The organism is Methylobacterium sp. E-045 (assembly GCF_022829685.1).
In the GTDB taxonomy this organism is placed as follows: domain Bacteria; phylum Pseudomonadota; class Alphaproteobacteria; order Rhizobiales; family Beijerinckiaceae; genus Methylobacterium.
In genome coordinates this window covers 177,132-199,243 of record NZ_JAKSYE010000085.1, presented here as the reverse complement: position 1 = coordinate 199,243, position 22,112 = coordinate 177,132, and the positions used below count along the sequence as shown (strand labels likewise).

Sequence of the window (22,112 nt, the reverse complement as noted above, 5' to 3'; positions counted from 1 at the left end):
TCGGGAGAGGGGAGCGCCGGTTCCGGAGAGGTCGCCCCCTCTCCTGCCTGCTCCGCAGGCACCCTCCCCCGCAGGGGGGTGAGGGTTCGAGACGATCCGACCGTCCGCCCTCACGCCGGCACGCTGCGCGGTGTGTAGACGAAGGGCGTCGCATCACCGCGCGGGATCAGCCGGGTGCTCGACGCACAGATGATGACCATCGTTGCCATGTCGGCCTTGGTCTCACGTGCCTGCGCCAGGGTGAGCACGCGGATCGCTTCGTCCGGCCGCGTCACCGCGCGGGCGAAGATGACCGGCGTCTCGGGCGGGCGGTGCTCCGCCGCCAGACCGAGGGCCGCGCCGAGCTGCCAGGGTCGGGCCGAGGAGATCGGGTTGTACAGCGAGATCACGAAATCCGCTCGCAGGACGGCCTCCAGCCGGGCTGTGATGACCTCCCAGGGCTTCAAGTTGTCGGACAGGGACATCGCGCAGAAATCGCCCCCCAGCGGCGCGCCGAGGCGGGCGGCGGCCGCCAGCATCGCCGTGATACCGGGCTCGACGGTGATGGCGAGATGTCGCCATTCCGGCTCGCCGGTCTCCACCGCCTCGAAGATCGCCGCCGCCATGGCGAAGACCCCCGGATCGCCGCCGGACACCACGGCGACCCGTCGGCCGGAGGCGGCAAGCCGGAGGGCATGGCCGGCGCGATCGATCTCGACCCGGTTGTCGGTGGCGTGTTTCGTCAGCCCCGGACGGTCGGGAACGCGGGCGACGTAGGGAATGTAGCCGATGAGGTCCTGGGCCTGCGCCAGGGCCTCGCTCGCCGCCTGGGTGAGGAGACGCGGATCGCCCGGCCCGAGGCCGACGACCGTGACGGAGCCGGTCACGGGCGCCGTCCCTCTCCGGGCACCAGGACCATGGAGAAATAAGGGGCGTCGTCGTCCGGCTTGTCGGCCAGCGCGATCACCTTCTCGCCGGCCATCGTCCCGCGTTCGACATAGACGGCGCGGTCGAGAAGGCCGGTCTCGGCCAGGGCCTTGCGCACCTTCGGCAGGTGGCGGCCGAGCTTCATGATGACGGCGGCGTCGGTGATGCGCAGGCGCTCCACCAGGGCGTCATGGCCGAGTGTCGCCGGCAGGATGGTCAGTACGTCGTCGCCCCAGGTGATCGGGGTGCCGGCCCTGGTCCAGCAGCCGGACATGCCGGTGACGCCGGGCACCACTTCCACCGGGAAACGGTCCTTCAGGCGCCGCCACAGATGCATGAACGAGCCATAGAAGAACGGATCGCCCTCGGACAGGATCGCCACGTCGCGCCCGGCCCCGAGATGGTCGGCAATCCGCGTTGCCGCATCGTCGTAGAAGGAGGCCAGAGCGGAGACGTACTCGCCATGCTCGGGCGGAAGCTCGGTGGTGTAGGGGTAGACCAGCGGCATCTCGCGAACCGGGTCACGCATCACCGCGTCGGCGATGGTGCGGGAATTGCCCCGCCGGCCCTTCTTGCAGAAATGGACCAGCACCGGCGCCTCGGCGAGGACCTTCATGGCGCGGACGGTGAGATAATCCGGGTCGCCCGGCCCCATGCCGACGCCATAGAGCGTACCGGTGGTGACCGTGCGCGGGATCTCGCCGAAATCCGCCGGCTCTGCGGGGGGAAGCCGCTCGCTCGAATCCATCACTCGATCTCGTTGGCGAGGGCATTGATCGCGGATGCCGTCATGGCGCTGCCGCCACGCCGGCCGTGAACGACGATGAAGGGCACCCGGCCGTCGCGGGCGAGGGCCTCCTTCGATTCGGCGGCACCCACGAATCCCACCGGGATGCCGATGACCGCAGCCGGCGGGGCGACACCCTCATCCAACAGTTCGAGCAGACGGAACAGGGCGGTCGGCGCGTTGCCGACGGCGACGATGCTGCCGGGAAGATGCTCGCGCCACAGTTCCATGGCGGCGGCCGTGCGGGTGGTGCCCATTTCGGCGGCGAGGCCGGGCACGCGCGGATCGGTGAGGGTGCAGATCACCCTGTTGTCGGCAGGAAGACGCGAGCGAGTGACGCCGTCGGCGACCATGCGCACGTCGCACAGGATCGGCGCGCCGGCCTTCAGGGCGGCTTCGCCGCTGGCGGCGAAATCCTCGGAGGCCTCGACGTCCTTCGGCAGGTCGGTCATGCCGCAGGCATGGATCATCCGCACGACGACGCGTTCGGCGGTGCCGGAGAAGCGGGCGAGGTCGGCCTCGGCGCGGATCATGGCGAAGGAGCGGGCGTAGATCGCCTGTCCGTCGCGCAGATAGTCGAGGCGCGAACTCATGTGGGTGTCCTGAAAGCGTGGGCGAGAGTGTCGGGATAGGCCGGATCGGCCCTCCTTACCCGCTCCAGCGCCGCGTCGAAAGTGAGGAGCGTCGCCGGCAATGCATCGGGCCGGCCGCCGAGGACGACGCCATAGAGACCATCGCGCCCGACGAGGGTGAGCGACGCGGCGGCGGGATGGGCGCATCCCTTGGCGCATCCGGAGACATGGGCCGACATGCCCCGTGCCGCGAAGGCTTCGAAGGCGTCGGCCAGCCGCGCCGCGTCCACAAGCGTCGCCGTCGAGCCGGAGGCGCAGGCCGGCGCTCCCGGGCAGGCGGCAACGGCCCGCCTCGGATCGTGGGCTTCCGTCAGGAAGCCTGCCGCCGCGAGACTGGTTCGCACCGCCTCTGCCGCCGCCACGTCGGGGGCGACGAGGAGAAACCCCCGCGTGGGCGAGAGCCGTAGGGGCTCCCCGCCGAGGCACTCGGCCGCGTCGGCGAGGGATTCCAGGGCGTCCGCCGTGCAGCGGCCGAAGGGCGCGTCGACCAGGAGGGCGATGGACGTGTGGTCGCTCGGGCGTGGTGCGCCGCGGGGCTCTCCCTCTCGGAGAGGGGACCCGTGCTGCCTGCGCGTAGCGAGAAGACGTGAGTCGAGGGGAAGGAGGCCAGGGCGTGGGAGCGATGCGCCGGCCGGGGCTGTTGCGGGGCGCAGGCCCAGGCCGAGCACCAGCCCGCCCCTGTCCCCTGAGGATAGGTCCCGCATCCGGCGCTGCCCGCTCTCCGCGAGCCGGCGCAGGGCGGCGTCGAGGACAGTCCGCACGTCTTCGGCCGTGACGTGCCACCATGCCGCGTCGCCCGCCAGGTGCAACACCATGCCCTCCGCCGTGGCGACCACGTGACAATCGGGCTGCGCCGCGCCTAGGCAGGCGCCGGACTCCGCCGCCTCGACGGCGACCAGAGTCTTGGGCGGAAGCCATGGGATCGCCAGCCCGATCGCCTCGATTGCCCCGGCCAGGGATGGGATGTCGATGCGCGCCTCTTCGAGGCCGGCGAGCGGCGCGGTCAGGGTGAGCCGCTGCGGCCCGCCATCGCCACGCACGTCGCTGAGGGCTGCCCCGCTGAGGGCCTCCGCGAGGCCGCAGCGGGTCGCCTCGGTGACGCCCCTGACCTGCAGGTTCGCCCGGGCGGTGATGTCGATATGGCCGTTGCCGTGGCTGCGCGCGCCCTCCGCCACCGCCCGCGCCTGCGCAGGCGTGAGGATGCCGAGGGGCGGGTGCACGCGGGCGAGCAATCCATCGCCGGTCGGCATCGGCCGGGCCAGGCTCGGGCACCAGCCCCGGCGCGCGGGCTCCGGCGAGACGCGGCGCGGCGCGCTCATTCGGCGGCCTCCGGCATCAGCTCGTCGGCGGCCATGGCGTTGCGGCGGGTGGTCCAGAGGCCGCGCCGGCGCGCTTCGTCGAACCGTTCGAGGATGGCGCGGGCGGCATCGGGATTGGCCGCGCGCAAGGCATCGAACGTGTCGAGATCGGCGATCATCGCGCCGTAGAGACGGTCGAGATCGGCGTCGGAGATGGCGTTCGTGGCGGCGGCGAGGACGAAGACCGTGTCGATCCCCTGCGCCAGTTCCTGGACGCCGCGATAGCCATGGCGCAGCTGCGCCGCGATCCAGCGCGGGTTCGCGAGCTTGGCACGGATGAGGCGCGCCGCATCCTCGCGGGCGGTCCGCGCCTTGGGCTTCTCTGGGTCGGCGACGTCGAGGCTGTACAGCGCGGGCGCGCGGCCGCCGAGGGCGGCGGCGGCGGAGAACCCGCCCATGGCATCGGCCGCGGCGTCGCCGTCGAGGAGGTCGCGCTCGGCGACGTCGAAGGCGTGGACATAGGCGTCGGCCTGCGCGACGCGAGCGGCAAAGCCCGCATCGGCCCTGTCCTCGGTCCCGCCATAGGCATGCGAGGTGGCAACGAGATAGGCTTGGCCGAGATCGTCGCGGCTCTGCCAGGCTCCATCGAGGGCGAGTTCGCCGGCACCGGCGCCGTAGCGGCCGGGTGCCGCGCCGTAGACACGGTCGGGAGCCTCCCCCCGGCGTCGCGCGGCGGCGAGGGGATTCTCGTCGTCCTCCTCATCGCGCTCGGCGACGGCGGACGCCGCGCGGGCGAGGAGGGCGAGGGTCTCGGGAAAGGTGTCGCGGAACGCGCCCGAGACGCGCAGGGTAACGTCGATCCTCGGCCGGTCGAGGAGGGCGAGCGGCAGCACTTCGAATCCGGTGACACGAGTGGAGGCGTGGTCCCAGGTCGGGCGCACGCCCATGAGCGCGAGGGCATGGGCCACATCCTCGCCGCCGGTGCGCAGGGTCGGGGAGGCCCAGAGATCCATGACGATGCGGGCCGGATACTCGCCCTCGTCCTGCAGGTAGCGCCGCACCACCGCATCGGCGGCTTTCGCGCCGAGCAGGGTGGCGGCCCGCGTCGGCAGGCTGCGCGGATCCAGGGTGGTGAGGTTGCGCCCCGTGGGCATCACGTCGGTGCGGCCCCGCGAGGGCGAGCCGGCGGGGCCAGGGGGAACGAAGCGTCCGTCGAGGGCCGCAAGCAGCCCCTCGCGCTCGGCAGCCGCGCAGGCTTTCACAGGGTCCGGCGCATCGTCCGGTGCCGATCCGAACACATGGAGACCATCGCGGGTGGTCACCTCGCCGAGGTCGCACAGATGTGCGTCGAGGGCGGTGAGCGCGTCGGCCATGGGGGTGTCGGCGTCGATCCCGGCGCCGGAAAGCAGTCCGGCATCGGCCGCATCGTCGAGGATCGCGCGGGCGATGATCTCGGCCCGGCGGGGGTCGAGGACGCTGGCCGAGGAATACTCCTCCACGAGTTCGCGCAGCCGCGCGGCTTCCGGGGTCAAGCCGGCGCATTCGGTCTGGGGCGTCAGGTGGCCCAGCGCGATGCCGCCGAGCCGGCGCTTCACCGGGGCCGCCTCGCCGGGATCGTCGACGATGAACGGGTAGATCACGGGCAGATGCCCGATCGCCCGCGCCGGCCAGCAGTCCGGCGACAGGGCCACCGCCTTACCCGGCAGCCATTCGGTGGTGCCGTGGGTGCCGAGGTGGATCAGGGCGTCGAACCCCTCCCGCAATCCGAGATGGAAGGCGAGATAGGCGTGAGTCGGCGGCTCGTCGGGGTCGTGATACCCGGCCTTGCGGTCGGTCGCCCGGCCACGATCGGGCTGCAGGAAGACGGCGAGGCGCCCCCTCGTCCCATCACCGACCTCGGAACGAGGCCGTGGGGGGGAAGACGAGGCGGCCACGACCATCGCGAAGCGGAACGCCCCGTCGATGCAGACCGGGTCGGCCTCCGGCGCGCCCCAGCGTCGATGGAGCGTGTCGCGCTCGTCTGGCGACAGCGCCGCGAGCCAGCCGCGATAGGCCGCAAGCGGGACCACGAAGGTCGGCGCCTCCTTCGTCAGCGCGTGCATCAGAGCGTCCGGCTCGGGCAGCGAGCCCATTGAATAGCCGGCCTGCTGCAGCGTTTCCGCGATGGTTCCCGCGCTCGCCGGCGTGTCGAGTCCCACGGCGAAGCCGGCCCGGCCGCCTCGGGCGGGGTAGTCGGACAGGACCAGGGCGAGGCGGCGCATGGCGCGGGGCCGGTGTTTCAGCGCGATCCAGGCCGAGGCGCGGTCGGCAAGGGCCGCGATGCCGGCCGGGAAGGGCACGGCGCGACGCTCGCTGAACCCATCGAGCTCCGGTCCGTCCTCCTTGAACGAGATCGGAAAACCGGAAAGCCGTCCGTCGAATTCGGGCAACGCGACCTGCATGGCGAGATCGGCGGCATTCATGCCCCGTGCCGAGGCTTCCCATGCCTCCCGCGAAGCCCCGATCGTATAGGCCTGGAGGATGGGAGCGTCGGCTGCATCGAGGATGAAGCCGGCATCCTCGCGCGCCGAGAAGGCTGTCGCCGCGATGACGATGTCCGGGCTGCGCGCGGTGAGCGTCGCCCGCACGGCATCGAGGGCGGACGGGTCCTTGAGGCTCGCGAGTGCGAGGGTAACGGCTCCGATCCCGCGCTCGCCCAGGGCGGCGATGAGGTCGGCCACGGGGCGGGTGTCGCCGCCGAGCACGGCCGAGCGATAGACCAGGATGAGGGCGAGGGGGCGGTCCGGCCCGGCGGCGGCGAGGGCGATTTCGTGCGGAAGCGGTCCGCAGCCGGGGCACCAGGCAAAGCCGCGCGGCAGGGCGACCGGCGGCAGGGCTTCGACCGCATGCCCGATCTCGCGGGAGAGGCGCCGGATCATCCGGCGCAGGTTGTCGGATCCGCCGGCACGGCAATAGCCCTCCAGCGTCTCCGCCAGGTCGGGCGCCACCGTCGAGAAGGCGGTGAGTCGGGGATCGGGTTTGTCGCAGCCTGGAATCACGGCAAGCTTCACGCTGTTCGCGCGGGCCGCGGCGGCGGCGCGTTCGATGCCGTAGCGCCAATAATCGAGGCCGCCGAGACAGCGGATGACCACGAACTTCGAGCGCGCGATGACGCCGTCCACGTAGAGATCGACGGACATCGGATGGCGCAGTCGCGCCAGCTTGGCGAGGCGCAGCGTCGGGACGTCGCCTGCCGCCGGGTCCAGCGCCGCCGCTTCCCTCTCGGCCGCATGCGCGCCGGCCATACCGGAGAGGTCGGAATCGGTGAAGGACAGGAACACGATGTCGCCGGGCGCCTGGCCCAGATCGATGGCGGCCTCGCCTTCGTCGAGGGAGACCGTGTCGACGCGGATCAGATGCATGGGCGGCGTGCCGTCATGGCTGTGCCTTGAAGGGCGACCGCCCGGTTTCGGCGCTTCGGCCGCCGCGCCGGCGCCACAGCGCGCGAAGGAGGAGCAGGCCGACCAGCACCAGCGGAAGCCACGGCAGGCCGGCGACGACGAAGCGCAAGGCCGATCCGGCGCTCGTACCGAAGGTCTGGCCCGCCTGGTCCCATGCCTCCTCCACGGGGGCGAGGGGCCCGGCACGCGCTTCGTCGGAACGCAGGGCGACGGAGACGAGCTCCGTGTCGACGCGCTGGTTCAAGCCGCGCTGCTTGGCGTCGGCTTCCTCGATCTGGGATTGAACCTGCGCCAATTCCTGCGCGATGCGGATCAGATCCTCCACCCGAGGGTCCGGCCGTGCGGCGATCGCGTCGAGGCGGGTCCGATAGGCGGTGAGCTGGGCCAAGCGCCGGCCGCCGTCCTCGATGGCATCGGTGAGATCGTCGGCGCGCGTCGACTGGCTCCGGAGCACGACCTCGCCCGCCGCCTCGCCGGGGAGGGGAGCCGTGACGAAGGCCATGAAAGGCACGACGGAATCGTGAGGCAGCCGGACCTGGATCTGCGCCTGCGGGCGGCCCGAAGGCCTCTGGCCGTCGTCGATCGACGCGGCGACGAGGATGCACTTCAGGGCCGCCTCGTTCAGGCAGCGGTCGCGCGCGGCTTCGAAATGCGCGGTCACCCGCTGGGGCGGCAATCCGATGGTCAAGTCGTGGGTATAGGCGAGCTTCACGTCGCTCGTCTGAGCCAGCGGACGGGCGACCGGATTGAGGCGGGCCATCGCCCGCCTGTCAGAGGCTTGAAACTCCTGCTTGGGCGGGCGTGAATCCGAGCAGCCACCGAGCGCCGCGAGAGCCGCCAGGCCGGACGCGGCCACGAGGCGGCGGCACCCGCGCGCCGGGATCCGCCGGACCGTCCGGGCCGCCAACGCGCTCACCCCGCCAGGGCGGTCGCCACCGCCCCCTGGTCGAAGCCCTTGAGGCCGATCACCACGAGTCGGCCGTCGCGGTTCTCGCTCGCCCGCCAGGGGCGGTCGTAATGATGGGCGATCCGGGCGCCGACGCCCTGGACCACGAGGCGCATCGGCTTGCCGGTGACCTCGGCGAAGCCCTTGATCCGCAGGACGCCGCTGGTCTCGGCGGCGCGGGCGACGCGAGCGGCGAGATCCTCGGCGCTCGCCGCGGCCGGCACGGGGATCGCGACGGAGTCGAAATCGTCGTGATCGTGGTCCTCGCCCTCGCCGTGATGGGAAGGGCGGGCGTCGAGATCGTCCTCGGCGGCGGCGCCGAGGCCGAGGATCACGCGCGGGTCCAGGCGACCGTGCTCGGATTCGACCATCTTCACCGCGCGAGGCAACTGGCGCTCGACCTCGGCGCGGACCTTGGCCTTGCCGACTTCGTCGAGGAGGTCGGCCTTGTTCATCACGACGAGGTCGGCGCAGAGGAGTTGGTCCTCGAACACCTCTTCGAGCGGGTTGTCGTGGTCGACGCTGGCATCATCGGCGCGCTGGGCGGCGAGGGCCTCCGGATCGTCGGCGAAGAAGCCGGCCGCTACGGCGGGGCCGTCGATCACCGCGATCACCCCGTCCACCGTCACCCGCGATCGGATCGCCGGCCAATGGAAAGCCTGGACCAGAGGCTTGGGCAACGCGAGGCCCGAGGTCTCGATGAGGATGTGCTCGGGCGGGTCCGTCCGGTCGAGGAGCTTGTTGAGGGCGGGGACGAAATCGTCGGCCACGGTGCAGCAGATGCAGCCGTTGGCAAGCTCCACGATGTCCTCGTCCTGGCAGCCCTCGATGCCGCAGGCGGCGAGGAACGACCCGTCGAAGCCGATATCGCCGAACTCGTTGACGATGATGGCGAGCCGCCGGCCGCCGGCATTCTCCACGAGGTGGCGCACCAGGGTCGTCTTACCCGCACCGAGGAAGCCGGTGACGATGGTGCAGGGGATCTTCTCGACGATGCTCATTCGGCTGCATCCGAAATTCTGTCCGCGCTGGGCGGAGGAAATGGGGGAATGCGGGCGACGACGCCTTTGCGGAACGCTTCCGGCCGCGCCTTCCAGGGCACGAGACCGTCCGGGGTCTCCGCATACAGGCCGATGCCCGCGAGGATGGTCTTGGCGGACTCGATCGGGTCGAGGTCGCCGTAGACGTAGGTCCAGCGACCCTCCGACGCCACCGCGACGGTGCAGGGACGCTTGCAGACCGAGAGGCAGTCGACGCTCTCGACCGCGACGCCGGCGGTGCCGGCTTCCGCCACCGCATCGCGCAGCGCCGAGACCAGGCGGGCCCCGGCGCGGGGCTCGGAGGTGTCGCCGGCCAAGCGGCAGGTGGCGCATACGTAGAGTACGACCTGGTGAGCGGCCTGGATGTCCTCGTCAGGCATCGGACATCGCCGGGCTCTTGCGCCCGACGCTGTTCCAGGCCCAGCCGAAGGCGAGGCCGATCACCGCCCAGAACACGAAGGCGATGCCGAGCGAACGCGCCGCGAACTGCGCCGCATAGCCCGGCGGCAGGGCGGAGGCGGTGTGGCTCGTCTCCGGTGCCCCGGCAAGATGCGGTGCGACGAGGAGCACGATCCCTCCCGCGATGGCGATGGGGGAGCGGCGGATCGCGATGAGGTAGAGCCCCATGGCGGTGGCGGCCGCGGTCATGATCCACCAGAACTGGCGTTCGGCGAGCGGGGCCGCCTCCATGCCGGGCAATTCCGGCGGGAGACCCAGGGCCGGGGCGAGGGCGACCGCGAGGAAGCCCGCGATGGCGAAGCGCAGGCCCGTCTCCGGGTTAGGCTCCCTTCCGCAGGCGATGAGTACCGCGCCCAGCAGCAGGGCATAGCCGACGCCGCCGACGAGGGTGGCGAGGGCGGTGAAGACCATGCGCGGCAGGCCTGGGCCGGGTTGCCAGGCCGGAGCGACCTCGCCGCCTTCGACGCTGTCGCTCTTGCCTCCGTGGTCGTGGCTCGAATGGACGGGCACGATGAGGGAAGCCGGCGAGGCGCCGCGCGGCATCCACTGTGCCGCGGGTGCCGTGGCCTCGCCGCTCTCGTAACGCTCGGCCGCGATGATCAGCGGCGAGGTGAGGGCGAGCTGCAAGCCCGTGGCGACGACAGCCGCGAGGAAGCCGGCGACCAGGGCCGCCGACACGAGTCGGATAATCATGAGTCTTGGATCCTGCCTGAGCGCGAGGCGGTCAGTGGCAGGGGAAATTCTGGGCGTGCCGGAAGTCGTGAGCCGCGTTGTGCAGCGCCATTGCCGGGGCGAAGCCCACCATGAACACGAGGCCGAGGCCGAGGAAGGCGGCCATGAGCACGGCGCCGAGACGCTCGTTGCTGCGGGTGCCGGTGAGGACGAGCGTGTTGGTCGTCATGATATCAAGTCTCCAGCCGCCCCGCCGGCGGCGTTCGAGGATCGAGCGGGAGGACGATGTCCCCTTCGGAAGGCAGGTCTCCTGGCTCGCGGGTCGTCCGGTCCTGCCGCCTTCCCGGATTGCTCCAGTGGCCGATGGCAGGCCCGTCTCCGCTCACAGTTGCGGGGGCAGCCGCGGTTTCAGGTGCCAGCCCTCACCGCATTCCCTTTTCACCCCGTCGCCGGGGCACCGTCCGAACCTCGCTTCTACGCGCTCGCGGGAGCGCTGACAACGCGCTGCCGCAGCGTTTTACCGCCTTTGACGGGGCAGGGCGTTTTCGCGCTAAAGGGAGACATGCGGCAGCCTTCCCCACGCTTGACCCTGGTCCTCGGCGGCGCGCGCTCGGGCAAGAGCCTGCACGCGGAGCGCCTGATCGAATCCTGCCCGGCGCCCTGGCTCTACCTCGCTACAGCGCAGGCCTGGGACGACGAGATGCGCGAGCGCATCGCCCTCCACCGGACGCGCCGTTCGGCCGGATGGACCACGCGGGACGTCCCGATCGATCTCCCCGAGGCCGTCGCCGCCTCGGACGGGCCTGTCCTGGTCGATTGCCTCACCCTGTGGCTCACCAACCTGATCCTGTCCGAGGCCGATATCGAGGCCGCGACCGTCGCCCTGATCGAGGCCTGCGACCGTGTGCCGGGGCCGGTAGTGCTGGTGGGCAACGAGGTTGGGCTCGGTATCGTGCCGGACAACGCGCTCGCCCGCCGCTTCCGCGATTCGGCGGGTCGCCTGCACCAGCGCCTCGCCGCGCGGGCCGAGCATGTGGTCTTCATGGTGGCGGGACTGCCGATGATCGTGAAACCCCAATCCGGAGCAGCCGCATGAGCGACCCAGACATCAGCGATCCGGAGGCCGACCGGCACCGCGAGAAGATGGAGAGGCGCAAGGCCGTCCAGGACGCCGAGGTGGCGGGCAAGACGATCGAGAAGGGGCTTCTCATCGTCAATACCGGCCCCGGCAAGGGCAAGACCACGGCCGGTCTCGGCCTCGCCCTGCGGGCGCTCGGCCATGGCTGGCGGGTCGGCGTGGTCCAGTTCATCAAGGGCGCCTGGGACACGGGCGAGAAGCACGCGCTGAAGGCCTTCGGCGACCGGATCGAGTGGCATACGCTCGGCGAGGGCTTCACCTGGGAGACGCAGGACAAGGCCCGCGACATCGCCGCCGCCGAGCACGCCTGGGCCAAGGCCGAGGAACTGATGGCCGACCCGACCATCCGCCTCGTCCTCCTCGACGAGCTCAACATCGCCCTGCGCTACGATTACCTGCCCGTGGACGCCGTGGTGGCGGCCTTCCGCGCACGCCGGCCCGATCTCCACGTCATCGTCACCGGCCGCAACGCCAAGCCGGCCCTCATCGCGGCAGCCGACCTCGTCACGGAGATGGGCAGCGTGAAGCACCATTTCTCGGCCGGCGTGAAGGCGCAGGAGGGAATAGAGTTCTGATGCGGACTGCCCACTTTTCGTTCGGTCTTCTTGCCATAATGGCGACGGCAGCCTCCGCCCAACCCGTGACGTCCTGGCCGGACACCTATCTCGGCCGCGTCGAGGCGCTGGCGGTGATGGAGGGGCTGAACGCGCGGCTCCTGGCGAGCCGAAGCGCTACGGCGACGCTGGAGGGCTGGTGTTCCGAGCACGGCATGGCGGAGGTCCCGCGACTCACGGCGACGCTGCTGAGGGGGGTGGAGAAGCCAGCGTCCCAGGAGACACGCCAGCGGCTCCAAGCCGGGCCGGAGACGCCGCTGAAATATCGCCGGGTGCGGCTCGCCTGTGGCGACCACGTCCTCTCGGAAGCCGACAATTGGTACGTGCCCGAGCGGCTGACGCCGGAGATGAACCGCCTGCTCGAGACCACGGACACACCGTTCGGCAGGGCGGTCCAGGCGCTGGGCACCACCCGCCAGACCCTCGGGGCAGACCGTCTCTGGCAGCCCCTGCCGCCCGGTTGGGACCAGGCCCCTCCGGCCGCATCCGTTTGCGGCGATCTCGCGATTCCCGATCGCCTGTTCAGCCATCGCGCCGTCCTGTTCACGGCGGAGCGAGTGCCGTTCTCGGAGGTGGTGGAAACCTACGGCTCTGCCATCCTCGATTTTTATCGGGCTGCGCGGCCTGCCGACCCCGCCTGCGGCGCGGCCCCGCCGTCGCGGCCCTGACGCGACCGTGCTAGGGCTCGCCGATGTTCCATCGGCACACCCGGCGAGACCTGATCGCATGACCGCCCGTGCCATCATGATCCAGGGCACCGGCTCGGATGTCGGCAAGTCGCTGATCGTGGCCGGCCTGTGCCGCGCCTTCACGCGGCGCGGCTTCGCCGTGAGGCCGTTCAAGCCACAGAACATGTCGAACAACGCTGCCGTCACCGCCGATGGCGGCGAGATCGGCCGAGCCCAGGCGCTGCAGGCGCGGGCCTGCCGCGCGGCGCTTTCCATCCATATGAACCCGGTGCTGCTGAAGCCCCAGAGCGAGACCGGCTCGCAGGTGGTAGTCCAGGGCCGGATGGTCGGTACGGCGAAGGCCAGGGATTACCAGTCGTGGAAACCACGCCTCCTGGCATCCGTGCTGGAGAGTTTTTCGCACCTGAAGGCTCAGGCCGATCTTGTGATCGTGGAAGGCGCCGGCTCGGCTTCCGAGGTCAACCTGCGCCGGGGCGACATCGCCAATATGGGCTTCGCACGGGCCACCGACACGCCCGTGATCCTGCTCGGAGACATCGACCGGGGCGGCGTCATCGCCAGCCTCGTCGGCACCAGGGCTGTGATCGACGCCGCGGATGCGGCGATGATCGCCGGGTTCATCGTCAACCGCTTCCGGGGCGACCCGAGCCTGTTCGCTGACGGCATGGCCATCGTGACGCAGCATACCGGATGGCCGGCGCTCGGACTCGTGCCACATTTCCCCCTTGCCGCCCGATTGCCGGCCGAAGACATGCTCGGTCTTGCCGGCTCCGCTTCCTCCGCTCGAACGCGGATCCGGATCGCGGTGCCGGTCCTGCCGCGCATCGCCAATTTCGACGACCTCGACCCGTTGCGGGCGGAGCCGGAGGTGGAGGTCGTGCTGGTCCGGCCCGGCGAGGCGATTCCGGGCGACGCCGCCCTCGTCCTGTTGCCGGGCTCGAAGACCACGATCGACGATCTCGACGCCCTGCGCCGCGAGGGCTGGGACGTGGACATCCAGGCCCATATCCGTCGCGGCGGCCATGTGCTCGGCCTCTGCGGCGGCTATCAGATGCTCGGCCGCACCTTGAGCGATCCGCACGGGATCGAGGGCGAACCGCGCAGCGTGGCCGGGCTCGGCCTGCTCGACGTGGAGACGGTGATGACACCGCTGAAGCGGCTCGAAGCGGTAAGAGGCCGGACGCTCGCCGACGACCTGCCGTTCAACGGCTACGAGATGCATGTCGGCGACACGGCCGGTCCGGACACGGCGACGCCGCTACTCCGCTTCGCCGACGGTCGGGCGGATGGGGCGGTCTCGAGCGACGGGCGGGTCAGCGGCACTTACGTCCACGGCCTCTTCTCCGACGACCGGCAGCGGGCCGCCTGGCTCGCGCGCCTGGGTGCGGCCTCGGACGGCCATTCCTACGAGAGCGGTGTCGAGCGCGTCCTCGACGAACTGGCGCGACACATCGAGGCCCATGTCGATTGCGACCGCCTGCTGGCGCTGGCGCGATAGCGGTTTTGCGGCGTAGGCTCGGCCCGTCAGGCCCCCGTTCGAGGGGCGAGCCCCGAGGAAACCGTCGATGACGCCGCCGCCCCCGCAGGTCGATGCGCGCCTCGCGCACGAGACGGTCAGGACCGTGACCCTGCGGCTGATGCCGCTCCTCGGGCTGATGTACCTGATCGCCTATATCGACCGGCAGAACATCTCCTTCGCCAAGCTCCAGATGGTCGGCGACCTGTCCTTGAGCGAGACCGCCTATGGGCTCGGGGCGTCGTTGTTCTTCCTCGGCTATTTCCTGTTCGAGGTTCCCGCCAACGTCATCCTGGAGCGCGTCGGCGCGAAGCGCTGGTTCGCCCGGATCATGCTGACCTGGGGCGTGATCACGATCCTGCTCGGGTTCACCCAGAACACCGCGATGTTCTACATCCTGCGGTTCCTCCTCGGTGTGGCGGAAGCGGGGTTCTTCCCCGGCGTGCTGTTCGCCCTCACCCTGTGGTTCCCGCAATCGCACCGGGCTCGCATGATCGGCTGGTTCATGATCGCGAGCGCGCTGGCCAACGCGGTCGGCGCGGCCATCGGCGGTGCCCTCCTCGACCTCGACGGTCTCCTCGGCCTCAAGGGCTGGCAATGGGTCTTCGTGGCGACGGGCATTCCGGCGCTGATCCTCGCCGTCGTGGTCCTGCGCATCCTACCCGACGGGCCGGAACAGGCGCCGTGGCTGTCTCGCGAGGCGCGCGACTGGCTCGCCCGCACCCTCGCCTTCGAACGCGAGACCGGGGGGCAGGTGGAGCACGGCAACCCCTTCGCCGCGCTCCTCGACCGACGGGTCTGGATGCTGGCCTCGGTCTACATCGCCTTCCCGCTTGCGGCCTATGGTCTGAGCTATTGGCTTCCCACCGTGGTGCGCAGCTTCGAGGTGTCGAACACCGTCAACGGCTTCATCAACATCATCCCCTGGCTGATCACGGCCGTCGCCCTGTGGTGGGTGCCGCGCCGGGCGGCCCGCTCGGGTGATCAGGTCTGGCACGTGGTGGTGCCGGGCCTCGTCGCGGCTCTCGCCCTGGTGCTCAGCGTGGTGCTGCCGGGGGCGGTGCTCAAATTCGCCTGCCTCTGCGTGGCGGCAGCGGGGGTGTTCTCGGCCCAGCCGGTATTCTGGTCCCTGCCGGCCACCTTCCTGAAGGGGGCGAGCGCCGCCGCCGGCATCGCCGCCATCAACTCGGTGGGCAATCTCGGCGGCTTCATTTCGCAGAACGCCGTGCCCTTCATCCGCGACCGCACCGGCAGCGACCTCGTACCGATGTTCTTCCTCGCCGCCTGCCTCGCCTGCGGAGCGAGCCTGATGTTCGTGGTGCTGTCCGCCCTGCGCCGGGACGCGGCGCGCCGGAGCATTGCCGCACCCGCCACCGCGCCCCGCTCGGCCTGACCCGTCAGGGCAGCCTATATTCGAGCGGCCCGCCATCCTTGACGCTGTCGAACATGACGAGGATCCGCTTGTCGCCCAGAACCGCGACACCTTCCGCTTTCGCGCCCTTCTGCGCCCCGGTGAGACGTCCGATCGGCTCGAGTTTCGCGTTGACGGAGGCACCGGCCGCGAACAGGCTGTAGGGCACATCGGTCTGCCCCTGCGCCGGCCCGGTGAGGACGAGGAGACGCCCATCCGGCAGGATCGCAAGGTCACGGATGCCGGCACCAAGTCCGACGGAGAGGGGGATCACCTGTGGGGCCGCCTTGAGCGGCTCGTGACCCTGCGCGAACAAGGCTCCCACATCCGCCTCGACGACGAAGGTCTTGCCGTCATGGGACGGCGCGCGCAGCCCGGCGAACAGCCGCATCCCGTCGACGGCGACGCCCTCGATGTTCAGTCCGTTGGGCGTCGCGTCGCCGTCATCGGTCTGAAGATCCTGGGTGTAGTAGGCGCTGACGGTCTGTGCCAGTCCGAGGGCGTCACCGAGGCGGTACGTGGTCTCCACTGCTCCCGGTCCCACCGGTTCGCCGCTCGCATCGACCCGGATGCGCGCCAGCACGAAGGTGGAGAGCTTGAACTTCGCCTTGCCGCGCGAGCAGCCATGCGAGCCGACCACGTAGAAGTAGGGAGCGGCATAGGCGACGCCCTCGCCGTCGAGATCGTCGAACTTGCCCTCGCCGCCCGAGCAGCTGTTCTTCGAAGGCGGGGTGCCCAGCGTGTTCGGGTTCGGTCCCCCGCCGACGAGGTCGATGTCGGCGCCGGGCGTGATCGTGTGCCCGTCGATGGTGATGAACTGCGCGCCGGTATTCTCGTCGTTGACCACCAGACAGCGGCGCTTGCCCTCTCTCGGCGGCATGCAGGCGATGCCACTGATGTCCTTGGCGGCCTTGCCGTCTTTGCCGTTGAGGCCGGACGTCACCCTGTAGGGAGGATCGACGGGCACGAGGTCGTGCATTGCCCCTCCCGCCGCGAGGGCGGGCGCGGCGGCTCCGTGAAGGAGCAGGATCGCCAGAAGACCAGTCCGTATCATCGCAGCCCGCCTCTTAGAATGCCAGTATTCGAAATTATAGAAAAACAACCTTGAGTATAGAGGCGCCGAGCGCGACACATCCGAACAGAAGCGCGCAGGCGATGCGATACAGGACCAGCGCCCGCTCGACATCCTGGGCGCCCGCCTCGGCCCGGCCATCGCCCATCCAGGCATCGTCCACGATCTCGGCGCCGTACATGCGCGGCCCCGCCAGCCTCAGGCCGAGCGCGCCTGCCATCGCCGCCTCGGGCCAGCCGGCATTGGGTGAACGATGCCGGCCGGCGTCGCGCCGGACGGCGCGGAACGCGCCCGCCGCGGAAGCGCCGGGATGGAGGAGGCAAGCCGCTACGATCAACCCCGCCGAGAGCCGCGAGGCCGGAAGGTTGACGAGATCGTCGAGGCGCGCCGAAGCCCAGCCATAGGCTTCGTGCCGGGGCGTGCGGTGGCCGATCATGCTGTCGGCGGTGTTGATCGCCTTGTAGAGCGCGCCTCCCGGCAGGCCACCGATCCCGATCCAGAATGCCGGGGCGACGATGCCGTCGGAGAAGTTCTCGGACAGGCTCTCGATGGCGGCGCGGCAGATACCGGCCTCGTCGAGGCTCTCCGGGTTGCGCCCGACGATCATCGAGACCTCGCGTCTCCCGCCCGCCAGCCCCTCGGCACGCAGGCCCATAGCGACGCGGGCCACATGGTCGTGGAGGCTGCGCTGTGCCGGAAGGCTCGCGCAGGCGAGGCCGAGCAAGATCACGGCAGGCAGATGACCGGCCGCGGCGGCGAGCGCCGTCGCCGCCATCGATACCGCCCCGACGACCGACAGAACGCTGAGAAGGCCGACGATGCCGGCAGCGCGGCGCCTCGCCTCGCTGCCCGTATTGAGCGTCCGGTCGAGCCCGCCGATCACCCGGCCGATCCAGGTGACAGGATGGCCCACCGCCCTGTAGAGCCGGTCCGGATAGCCAGCCGCCGCCTCGATCGCGAGGGCGAGACCCAGCACCACGAGCGTATCCGGCGGATGGGCAAGGGCGGTCCAGGTCATCTGTTCGGGATTCGGTTTCGGTGCGGCAGGGTGATGGGAGCGCGATGAGCGGGACGGAGGAGGCGGGCGAGCGGAGTCGGACCATCGCCCATGGGGGCGATCTCGATGCCGCTCAGGTGCTGTTCCCGCATTCCGAGCAGCCCTGGATCGACCTTTCCACCGGGATCAATCCGGTCCCGTATCCTTGTCCGCCGATGGAAGCCAGCGCGTTCCGGCGGCTTCCCTCGCGTGCCGACCTCCACGCTCTGCTCGCAGCCGCCGCCCGCGCCTATGGCGTCGCCGATCCGGACCAGGTGGTGGCGGCTCCCGGCACGCAGATCCTCATCGAGACGCTCCCTCGTCTGAGGCCCCATTCGCGGGTGGCCGTCATCGGCCCGACCTATGCCGAGCACGAGGCGGCCTGGCTTCGGGGCGGCCATGCGGTGACGATGGTGGGCGATCCGGCACAGGCCGGGGAGGTGGACGTCGTCGTAGTGGTCAACCCGAACAATCCCGATGGCCGGACCTGGGAGGCCTCCGCGCTCCTCGACCTCGCGGGACGGCTCGCCCGGCGCGGAGGCTGGCTCGTCGTGGACGAGGCCTTCATCGACCTGGAATCGGTCGAATCCCTCGCGCCGCGCGTGGAGCGGGGTCTGATCGTGCTGCGTTCTTTCGGAAAGACCTATGGCCTCGCCGGAATCCGCCTCGGCTTCGCCCTCACCGAACCGGCGCTCGCCCGGCGGATCGCGCAGGCGCTGGGGCCTTGGGCGGTGCCGGGGCCGGCGCTCGCCCTTGGCCGCTCGGCCCTGGCCGATACGCCCTGGCTCCGTGAGGCGGCGCTTGCCCGCCACGCCGATGCGCTGCGCCTCGATCGGCTGCTGGCCTGCCGGGGAGGGCGCGTTGTCGGCGGCACCTGCCTGTTCCGCACGGCCGCGTTCGATGACGCGCCGGACCTGTTCCGCCGCCTCGGCGAGGCCGGGATCTATGTCCGCCGGTTCGAGGCCATCCCGCACTGGCTGCGCTTCGGCTTGCCGGCCGACAAGGGCGAATGGTGCCGCCTGTCCCGCGTCCTCAAACCCGTCTGATCAGGCGGACTTCGTCCGCGACCGGTCGAAGATCGCCACGAGGAGGCCCCCGCCCGAGAGCAGGGCGCCGACCGCACAGACGCCGGGCCACCCTGCCATCAGGAAAGCCTGCGAGCCGGCGAAGGCCCCGAGCGCCCCGAACACGAACATCACCGTGAACAGCACGGTGTTGACCCGGCCCCTGGCGCCGGGAACGAGGGCGTAGGCCCGGGTCTGGTTGGCGATGAGCGCGCCGTTGAGGCCGATATCGATGAGGAGGACGCCGATGGCCACCGCCACCAGCGAGACCTCGCCCCCGAGCCACAGCACGAGGAACGAGGCGAGGACGAGGGTGCCCCCCGTGACGACCACCGGCCGGGCGCCCTTCCGGTCGGTGTAGCGCCCCGAGAGGGGGGCGACGAAGGCGCCGCAGACCCCGATCACCCCGAACAGGCCGGCGCCGGCGGCGGTGAGATCAAAGGGCGGGGCCTCGACCAGAAGCGCCAGCGTCGCCCAGAACGCGTTGAAGCTCGCGAACAGCAGGCCCTGCGAAAGGCTGGCGTTGCGCAGGATCGGCTGCGTCTTCACGAGGTGCAGGATCGACAGCATCAGCGCGCGGTAGCGCAACGGCTTGGTCTGCCTCGTCTTCGGCAGGGTCGCGGCCGCCACGGCCGCGATGACCAGGGCCACGACAGAAGCGGCGAAGAACACCGCGCGCCAGCCGAAATGCGCGCCCACGAAGCCGCTCACCGTCCGGGCGAGGAGGATGCCGGCGAGCAGCCCCGTCATCACCTGCCCGACCATCCGGCCGCGGCTCTCGTCCGGCGCGAGTTCGGCGGCGAAGGGGACCGCCTGCTGTGCGGCCGAGGAGAGGAACCCGATGAGGAGGCAGGCGATCGTCAGGAAGGCGAGGCTCGGCGCCAGGGCTGCGCCGAGGAGCGCGACGCTCAGGCCGAGCAGTTGCCCCACGATGAGCGTCCGTCTCGGCCACGCATCTCCGAGGGGCACGAGGCCGAGAATGCCCAGGCCGTAGCCCACCAGACATGCGGTGGGAACGAGGAGCGCGGCGCGCTCGCCGAACTCGCTCACCAGAACCGCGAGGAGGGGCTGGTTATAATAGATGTTTGCGACGGCGCCGCCGGCGATCAGGGTCAGGCCGAAGCGCGCCCTGGCGGTGAAACCGTGGCCGGAACCGGTATCGGGTTGCATGGTCACGCTCGTACCGGAAGGGTGCCGCCCGTCGCGCCGAGCCGATGAAAAAGCAATGATCTGTTCCTCATCCGATGGGGCGGGTCCGTGGGCGGCGGAATGGACGCGCTTCCGGTTAGGGGCGGCGGCGTGCGGGAGCAACCCGCGGGCGCGCGAAATGGTCCCACGTCCGAGGGCGGGCCGTGTTCGGCCACAGCCTTCCATCGGATGCGGCGATCCCCATATACGAACCGTTATGGGATAAAGACTTGGCACGTCCTTGGCACGTCTCCGTGACGAAGTCCCACTTGGCAGGAGCCAAGTCGTTCTGCCACACTCTGGACTGTCGAGACGAGTCGGTCTTCAAGTCCCGGGGGCAACACCGCGTATCGACAACGGAGTTTGCAATGCCGAATTACCGAGTCAGCTTCGCCAAGCAAATTCTCGGCGTGCCGTTCACGGTTGGATGCGTCGAGATTTCACGGGCGCGTGACCCTGGCCGGGCTCAACGCGCGGCGGAACTTCGTTTCGCGCGCCAGCACGGTGTCGAGGACTGGCGCGAGCGGGCCGATCGTGTCGCCATCGAGGCCGCTCAAGGCTGATACATCAGGGTATCACTCCCGTCAGCGGATGCCGGACGTCGGGAAACACGGTTTCTATTCGTCGCCCCATTCACCTGTCCGGCATCGACTGCGGCATGGTCCCGCGGTCAAGGCCCTGGCCCTCGGTCGCACCGCGACATAGACTGCGACGCGCAGGCGTTGCGTTCCGCAGGATCGGCATCTCGCGGAACCTGCGGCAGGGTCAAGGAGCAGGCGGCGAGCCATGGCGGCGATCTCGTTTTTCGGCGACCTGCTTCAGACCATCAGCGACCGTGGTCGCGATCTCATCGGAATCGGCCGCGGCGACCTCGCCTCCAAAGCCAACGCCCAGGAACTCATCAAGCTCTGCGAGGATCTGATCTCCCGGCGCGGCGAGGCGTCGGGTGTAGCCCTCGCCCGCCTGATCCTGGAGCGCTACGCCAGCCTCGCGCGGGCCGAACGGCTCGTCTTCCTGCAGGGGATCGCCACCGTCTTCGGTGCCGATCACGAGGTGGTGGACGATGCCATCGCCGCCTACCGCCGGGATCCGACCCGCGCCGCCCTCGGCGTGCTGCACGAGGCGGCCGAGCCACGCAGTCAGGAGCTCATCCGCCGGCTCAACCTCGCCCGCAACGGCACCCTCGCTTTGGTGCGGATGCGGGAGGACCTCTTCGTCCTGCGCAAGGATCTACGCGGGAACGAGGCCGACCCCGACCTCATCGATGCCGTCGACAGCCTCGACAGCGATTTCGAACATCTGTTCGCGTCGTGGTTCAACCGGGGATTCCTGGTGCTGCGCCACATCGACTGGACCACCCCGGCCCATATCCTCGAGAAGATCATCCGCTACGAGGCGGTGCACGAGATCGCGGGCTGGGACGAACTGCGCCGACGCATCGAACCCACCGACCGGCGCTGCTTCGCCTTCTTCCATCCGGCCTTGCAGGACGAGCCGCTGATCTTCGTCGAGGTGGCGCTCACGGGCGGCATCGCGCCGGCCATCGCGCCGATCCTTGCGCATGGGCGCGAGCCCCTGCCCACCCGGGCCGCCACAACCGCGATTTTCTACTCGATCTCGAACTGCCAGAAGGGCCTTGCCGGCGTCACGTTCGGCAATTTCCTGATCAAGCAGGTGGTGGAGGATCTCGCCCGCGAGATCCCGAGCCTCAAGACCTTCGTCACGCTCTCGCCGGTGCCCGGCTTCTCCGCCTGGCTCGACCGTGAGCGCCGCTCCGATTCGCCCCAGGGGCTGACCCGTGACGATATCGAGGCTCTGCGGGCCATCGACGAGCCGGGCTGGCACGCCGACAAGGCCAAGTCCGATGCGGTGAAGAAAGCCATGATCCCGGCGGCGGCCGCCTATTTCCTGCGGGCCAAGAACGAGCGCGGCAAGCCCCTCGACCCCGTGGCCCGCTTCCATCTCGGCAACGGCGCGCGCCTGGAGCGACTGAATTTCCTGGGCGATGTCTCGCCCAAGGGGCTCGCCCAGTCGCGTGGGTTGATGGTCAATTACCTTTACGATCTCTCGGCCATCGAAAAGAATCACGAGACCTATGCCAATCTCGGCACCGTGGCGGCGTCGAGCACCGTGAGCCGCGAACTGAGGTCCAACCTGCCGCCGATTCGCGCCGTCGCCCTGGCAGAGGCTTGATTTCGGGGCGT

21 protein-coding genes and 1 riboswitch are annotated in these 22,112 nt (G+C 70.3%); of the genes, 8 read left to right on the top strand and 13 right to left on the bottom strand.

The window, feature by feature from the left end; translation table 11 throughout:
• Positions 1–110: 110 nt before the first annotated feature.
• Genes cobJ through MKK51_RS14510 form a run of 10 tightly spaced genes read right to left on the bottom strand, consistent with a single transcriptional unit; the run spans position 111 to position 10,409 of the window.
• Complete coding sequence (gene cobJ, locus MKK51_RS14555; RefSeq protein WP_243978202.1) at positions 111–866, bottom strand: precorrin-3B C(17)-methyltransferase; 756 nt, start codon at positions 864–866, stop codon at positions 111–113.
• On the bottom strand, positions 863–1,654 hold the full coding sequence (locus MKK51_RS14550) for a precorrin-2 C(20)-methyltransferase (RefSeq protein WP_279601137.1): 792 nt from the start codon (positions 1,652–1,654) through the stop codon (positions 863–865). Before MKK51_RS14550 ends, cobJ begins: the two co-directional genes overlap by 4 nt.
• Positions 1,654–2,286 carry a precorrin-8X methylmutase gene (locus MKK51_RS14545; RefSeq protein WP_227435308.1) on the bottom strand — a complete coding sequence of 211 codons (633 nt, stop codon included), beginning with the start codon at positions 2,284–2,286 and terminating at the stop codon, positions 1,654–1,656. The genes MKK51_RS14550 and MKK51_RS14545 overlap by 1 nt, the downstream gene beginning before the upstream one ends.
• Positions 2,283–3,644 (bottom strand): hypothetical protein, encoded by a 1,362-nt coding sequence (locus MKK51_RS14540; protein ID WP_243978201.1) that lies wholly within the window; start codon positions 3,642–3,644, stop codon positions 2,283–2,285. The genes MKK51_RS14545 and MKK51_RS14540 overlap by 4 nt, the downstream gene beginning before the upstream one ends.
• Positions 3,641–7,024 (bottom strand): cobaltochelatase subunit CobN, encoded by a 3,384-nt coding sequence (gene cobN / locus MKK51_RS14535; protein WP_243978199.1) that lies wholly within the window; start codon positions 7,022–7,024, stop codon positions 3,641–3,643. The genes MKK51_RS14540 and cobN overlap by 4 nt, the downstream gene beginning before the upstream one ends.
• A gap of 13 nt (positions 7,025–7,037) precedes the next feature.
• The gene (locus tag MKK51_RS14530) at positions 7,038–7,979 is read right to left on the bottom strand and encodes a DUF4349 domain-containing protein (RefSeq protein WP_243978197.1); all 942 of its coding nucleotides are present in this window, start codon (positions 7,977–7,979) and stop codon (positions 7,038–7,040) included.
• Positions 7,976–9,010, bottom strand: coding sequence for a cobalamin biosynthesis protein CobW (cobW, locus tag MKK51_RS14525; protein ID WP_243978195.1), 1,035 nt, complete (start codon positions 9,008–9,010; stop codon positions 7,976–7,978). Before cobW ends, MKK51_RS14530 begins: the two co-directional genes overlap by 4 nt.
• The gene (locus MKK51_RS14520) at positions 9,007–9,429 is read right to left on the bottom strand and encodes a DUF1636 family protein (protein ID WP_243978193.1); all 423 of its coding nucleotides are present in this window, start codon (positions 9,427–9,429) and stop codon (positions 9,007–9,009) included. The genes cobW and MKK51_RS14520 overlap by 4 nt, the downstream gene beginning before the upstream one ends.
• Positions 9,422–10,201, bottom strand: a complete 780-nt coding sequence (locus tag MKK51_RS14515) for a CbtA family protein (RefSeq protein ID WP_243978191.1) — start codon at positions 10,199–10,201, stop codon at positions 9,422–9,424. Before MKK51_RS14515 ends, MKK51_RS14520 begins: the two co-directional genes overlap by 8 nt.
• 31 nt (positions 10,202–10,232) lie before the next feature.
• Positions 10,233–10,409, bottom strand: a complete 177-nt coding sequence (locus tag MKK51_RS14510) for a CbtB-domain containing protein (RefSeq protein ID WP_243978182.1) — start codon at positions 10,407–10,409, stop codon at positions 10,233–10,235.
• Positions 10,410–10,462: 53 nt separating this feature from the next.
• Positions 10,463–10,657: riboswitch (cobalamin riboswitch) on the bottom strand.
• Between the two features lie 85 nt (positions 10,658–10,742).
• On the opposite strand from MKK51_RS14510, the gene cobU reads away from it, so the two are divergent.
• The 5 genes from cobU to MKK51_RS14485 all read left to right on the top strand — a co-directional run bounded on the left by cobU (position 10,743) and on the right by MKK51_RS14485 (position 15,530).
• Positions 10,743–11,276: a bifunctional adenosylcobinamide kinase/adenosylcobinamide-phosphate guanylyltransferase gene (gene cobU / locus MKK51_RS14505; protein WP_243978174.1), complete on the top strand. Its 534-nt coding sequence runs from the start codon at positions 10,743–10,745 to the stop codon at positions 11,274–11,276.
• On the top strand, positions 11,273–11,893 hold the full coding sequence (gene cobO / locus MKK51_RS14500; protein WP_279601136.1) for a cob(I)yrinic acid a,c-diamide adenosyltransferase: 621 nt from the start codon (positions 11,273–11,275) through the stop codon (positions 11,891–11,893). Before cobU ends, cobO begins: the two co-directional genes overlap by 4 nt.
• Positions 11,894–11,931: 38 nt before the next feature.
• Positions 11,932–12,600 (top strand): hypothetical protein, encoded by a 669-nt coding sequence (locus tag MKK51_RS14495; protein WP_243978166.1) that lies wholly within the window; start codon positions 11,932–11,934, stop codon positions 12,598–12,600.
• A gap of 58 nt (positions 12,601–12,658) precedes the next feature.
• Positions 12,659–14,119, top strand: coding sequence for a cobyric acid synthase (locus MKK51_RS14490; protein ID WP_243978164.1), 1,461 nt, complete (start codon positions 12,659–12,661; stop codon positions 14,117–14,119).
• 67 nt (positions 14,120–14,186) lie between these two features.
• Positions 14,187–15,530 (top strand): MFS transporter, encoded by a 1,344-nt coding sequence (locus MKK51_RS14485; protein ID WP_243978162.1) that lies wholly within the window; start codon positions 14,187–14,189, stop codon positions 15,528–15,530.
• A gap of 4 nt (positions 15,531–15,534) precedes the next feature.
• Here MKK51_RS14485 and MKK51_RS14480 read toward each other — a convergent pair whose 3' ends face one another.
• The gene (locus tag MKK51_RS14480) at positions 15,535–16,602 is read right to left on the bottom strand and encodes a DUF3616 domain-containing protein (protein ID WP_243978160.1); all 1,068 of its coding nucleotides are present in this window, start codon (positions 16,600–16,602) and stop codon (positions 15,535–15,537) included.
• A 34-nt stretch (positions 16,603–16,636) separates the two neighbouring features.
• Entirely contained in the window at positions 16,637–17,638 is a 1,002-nt protein-coding gene (gene cbiB / locus MKK51_RS14475) for an adenosylcobinamide-phosphate synthase CbiB (RefSeq protein WP_243978158.1), read from the bottom strand.
• Between the two features lie 44 nt (positions 17,639–17,682).
• On the opposite strand from cbiB, the gene cobD reads away from it, so the two are divergent.
• Positions 17,683–18,702: a threonine-phosphate decarboxylase CobD gene (gene cobD / locus MKK51_RS14470; protein ID WP_243978141.1), complete on the top strand. Its 1,020-nt coding sequence runs from the start codon at positions 17,683–17,685 to the stop codon at positions 18,700–18,702.
• On the opposite strand, the gene MKK51_RS14465 is transcribed toward cobD, so the two are convergent.
• Positions 18,703–19,890 (bottom strand): MFS transporter, encoded by a 1,188-nt coding sequence (locus MKK51_RS14465; protein ID WP_243978140.1) that lies wholly within the window; start codon positions 19,888–19,890, stop codon positions 18,703–18,705.
• Positions 19,891–20,276: 386 nt separating this feature from the next.
• On the opposite strand from MKK51_RS14465, the gene MKK51_RS14460 reads away from it, so the two are divergent.
• Together MKK51_RS14460 and MKK51_RS14455 are read left to right on the top strand one after the other, a co-directional pair.
• The gene (locus MKK51_RS14460) at positions 20,277–20,471 is read left to right on the top strand and encodes a hypothetical protein (protein WP_243978138.1); all 195 of its coding nucleotides are present in this window, start codon (positions 20,277–20,279) and stop codon (positions 20,469–20,471) included.
• Positions 20,472–20,694: 223 nt separating this feature from the next.
• Complete coding sequence (locus MKK51_RS14455; RefSeq protein WP_243978137.1) at positions 20,695–22,101, top strand: malonyl-CoA decarboxylase; 1,407 nt, start codon at positions 20,695–20,697, stop codon at positions 22,099–22,101.
• The last annotated feature ends 11 nt before the right edge of the window (positions 22,102–22,112 follow it).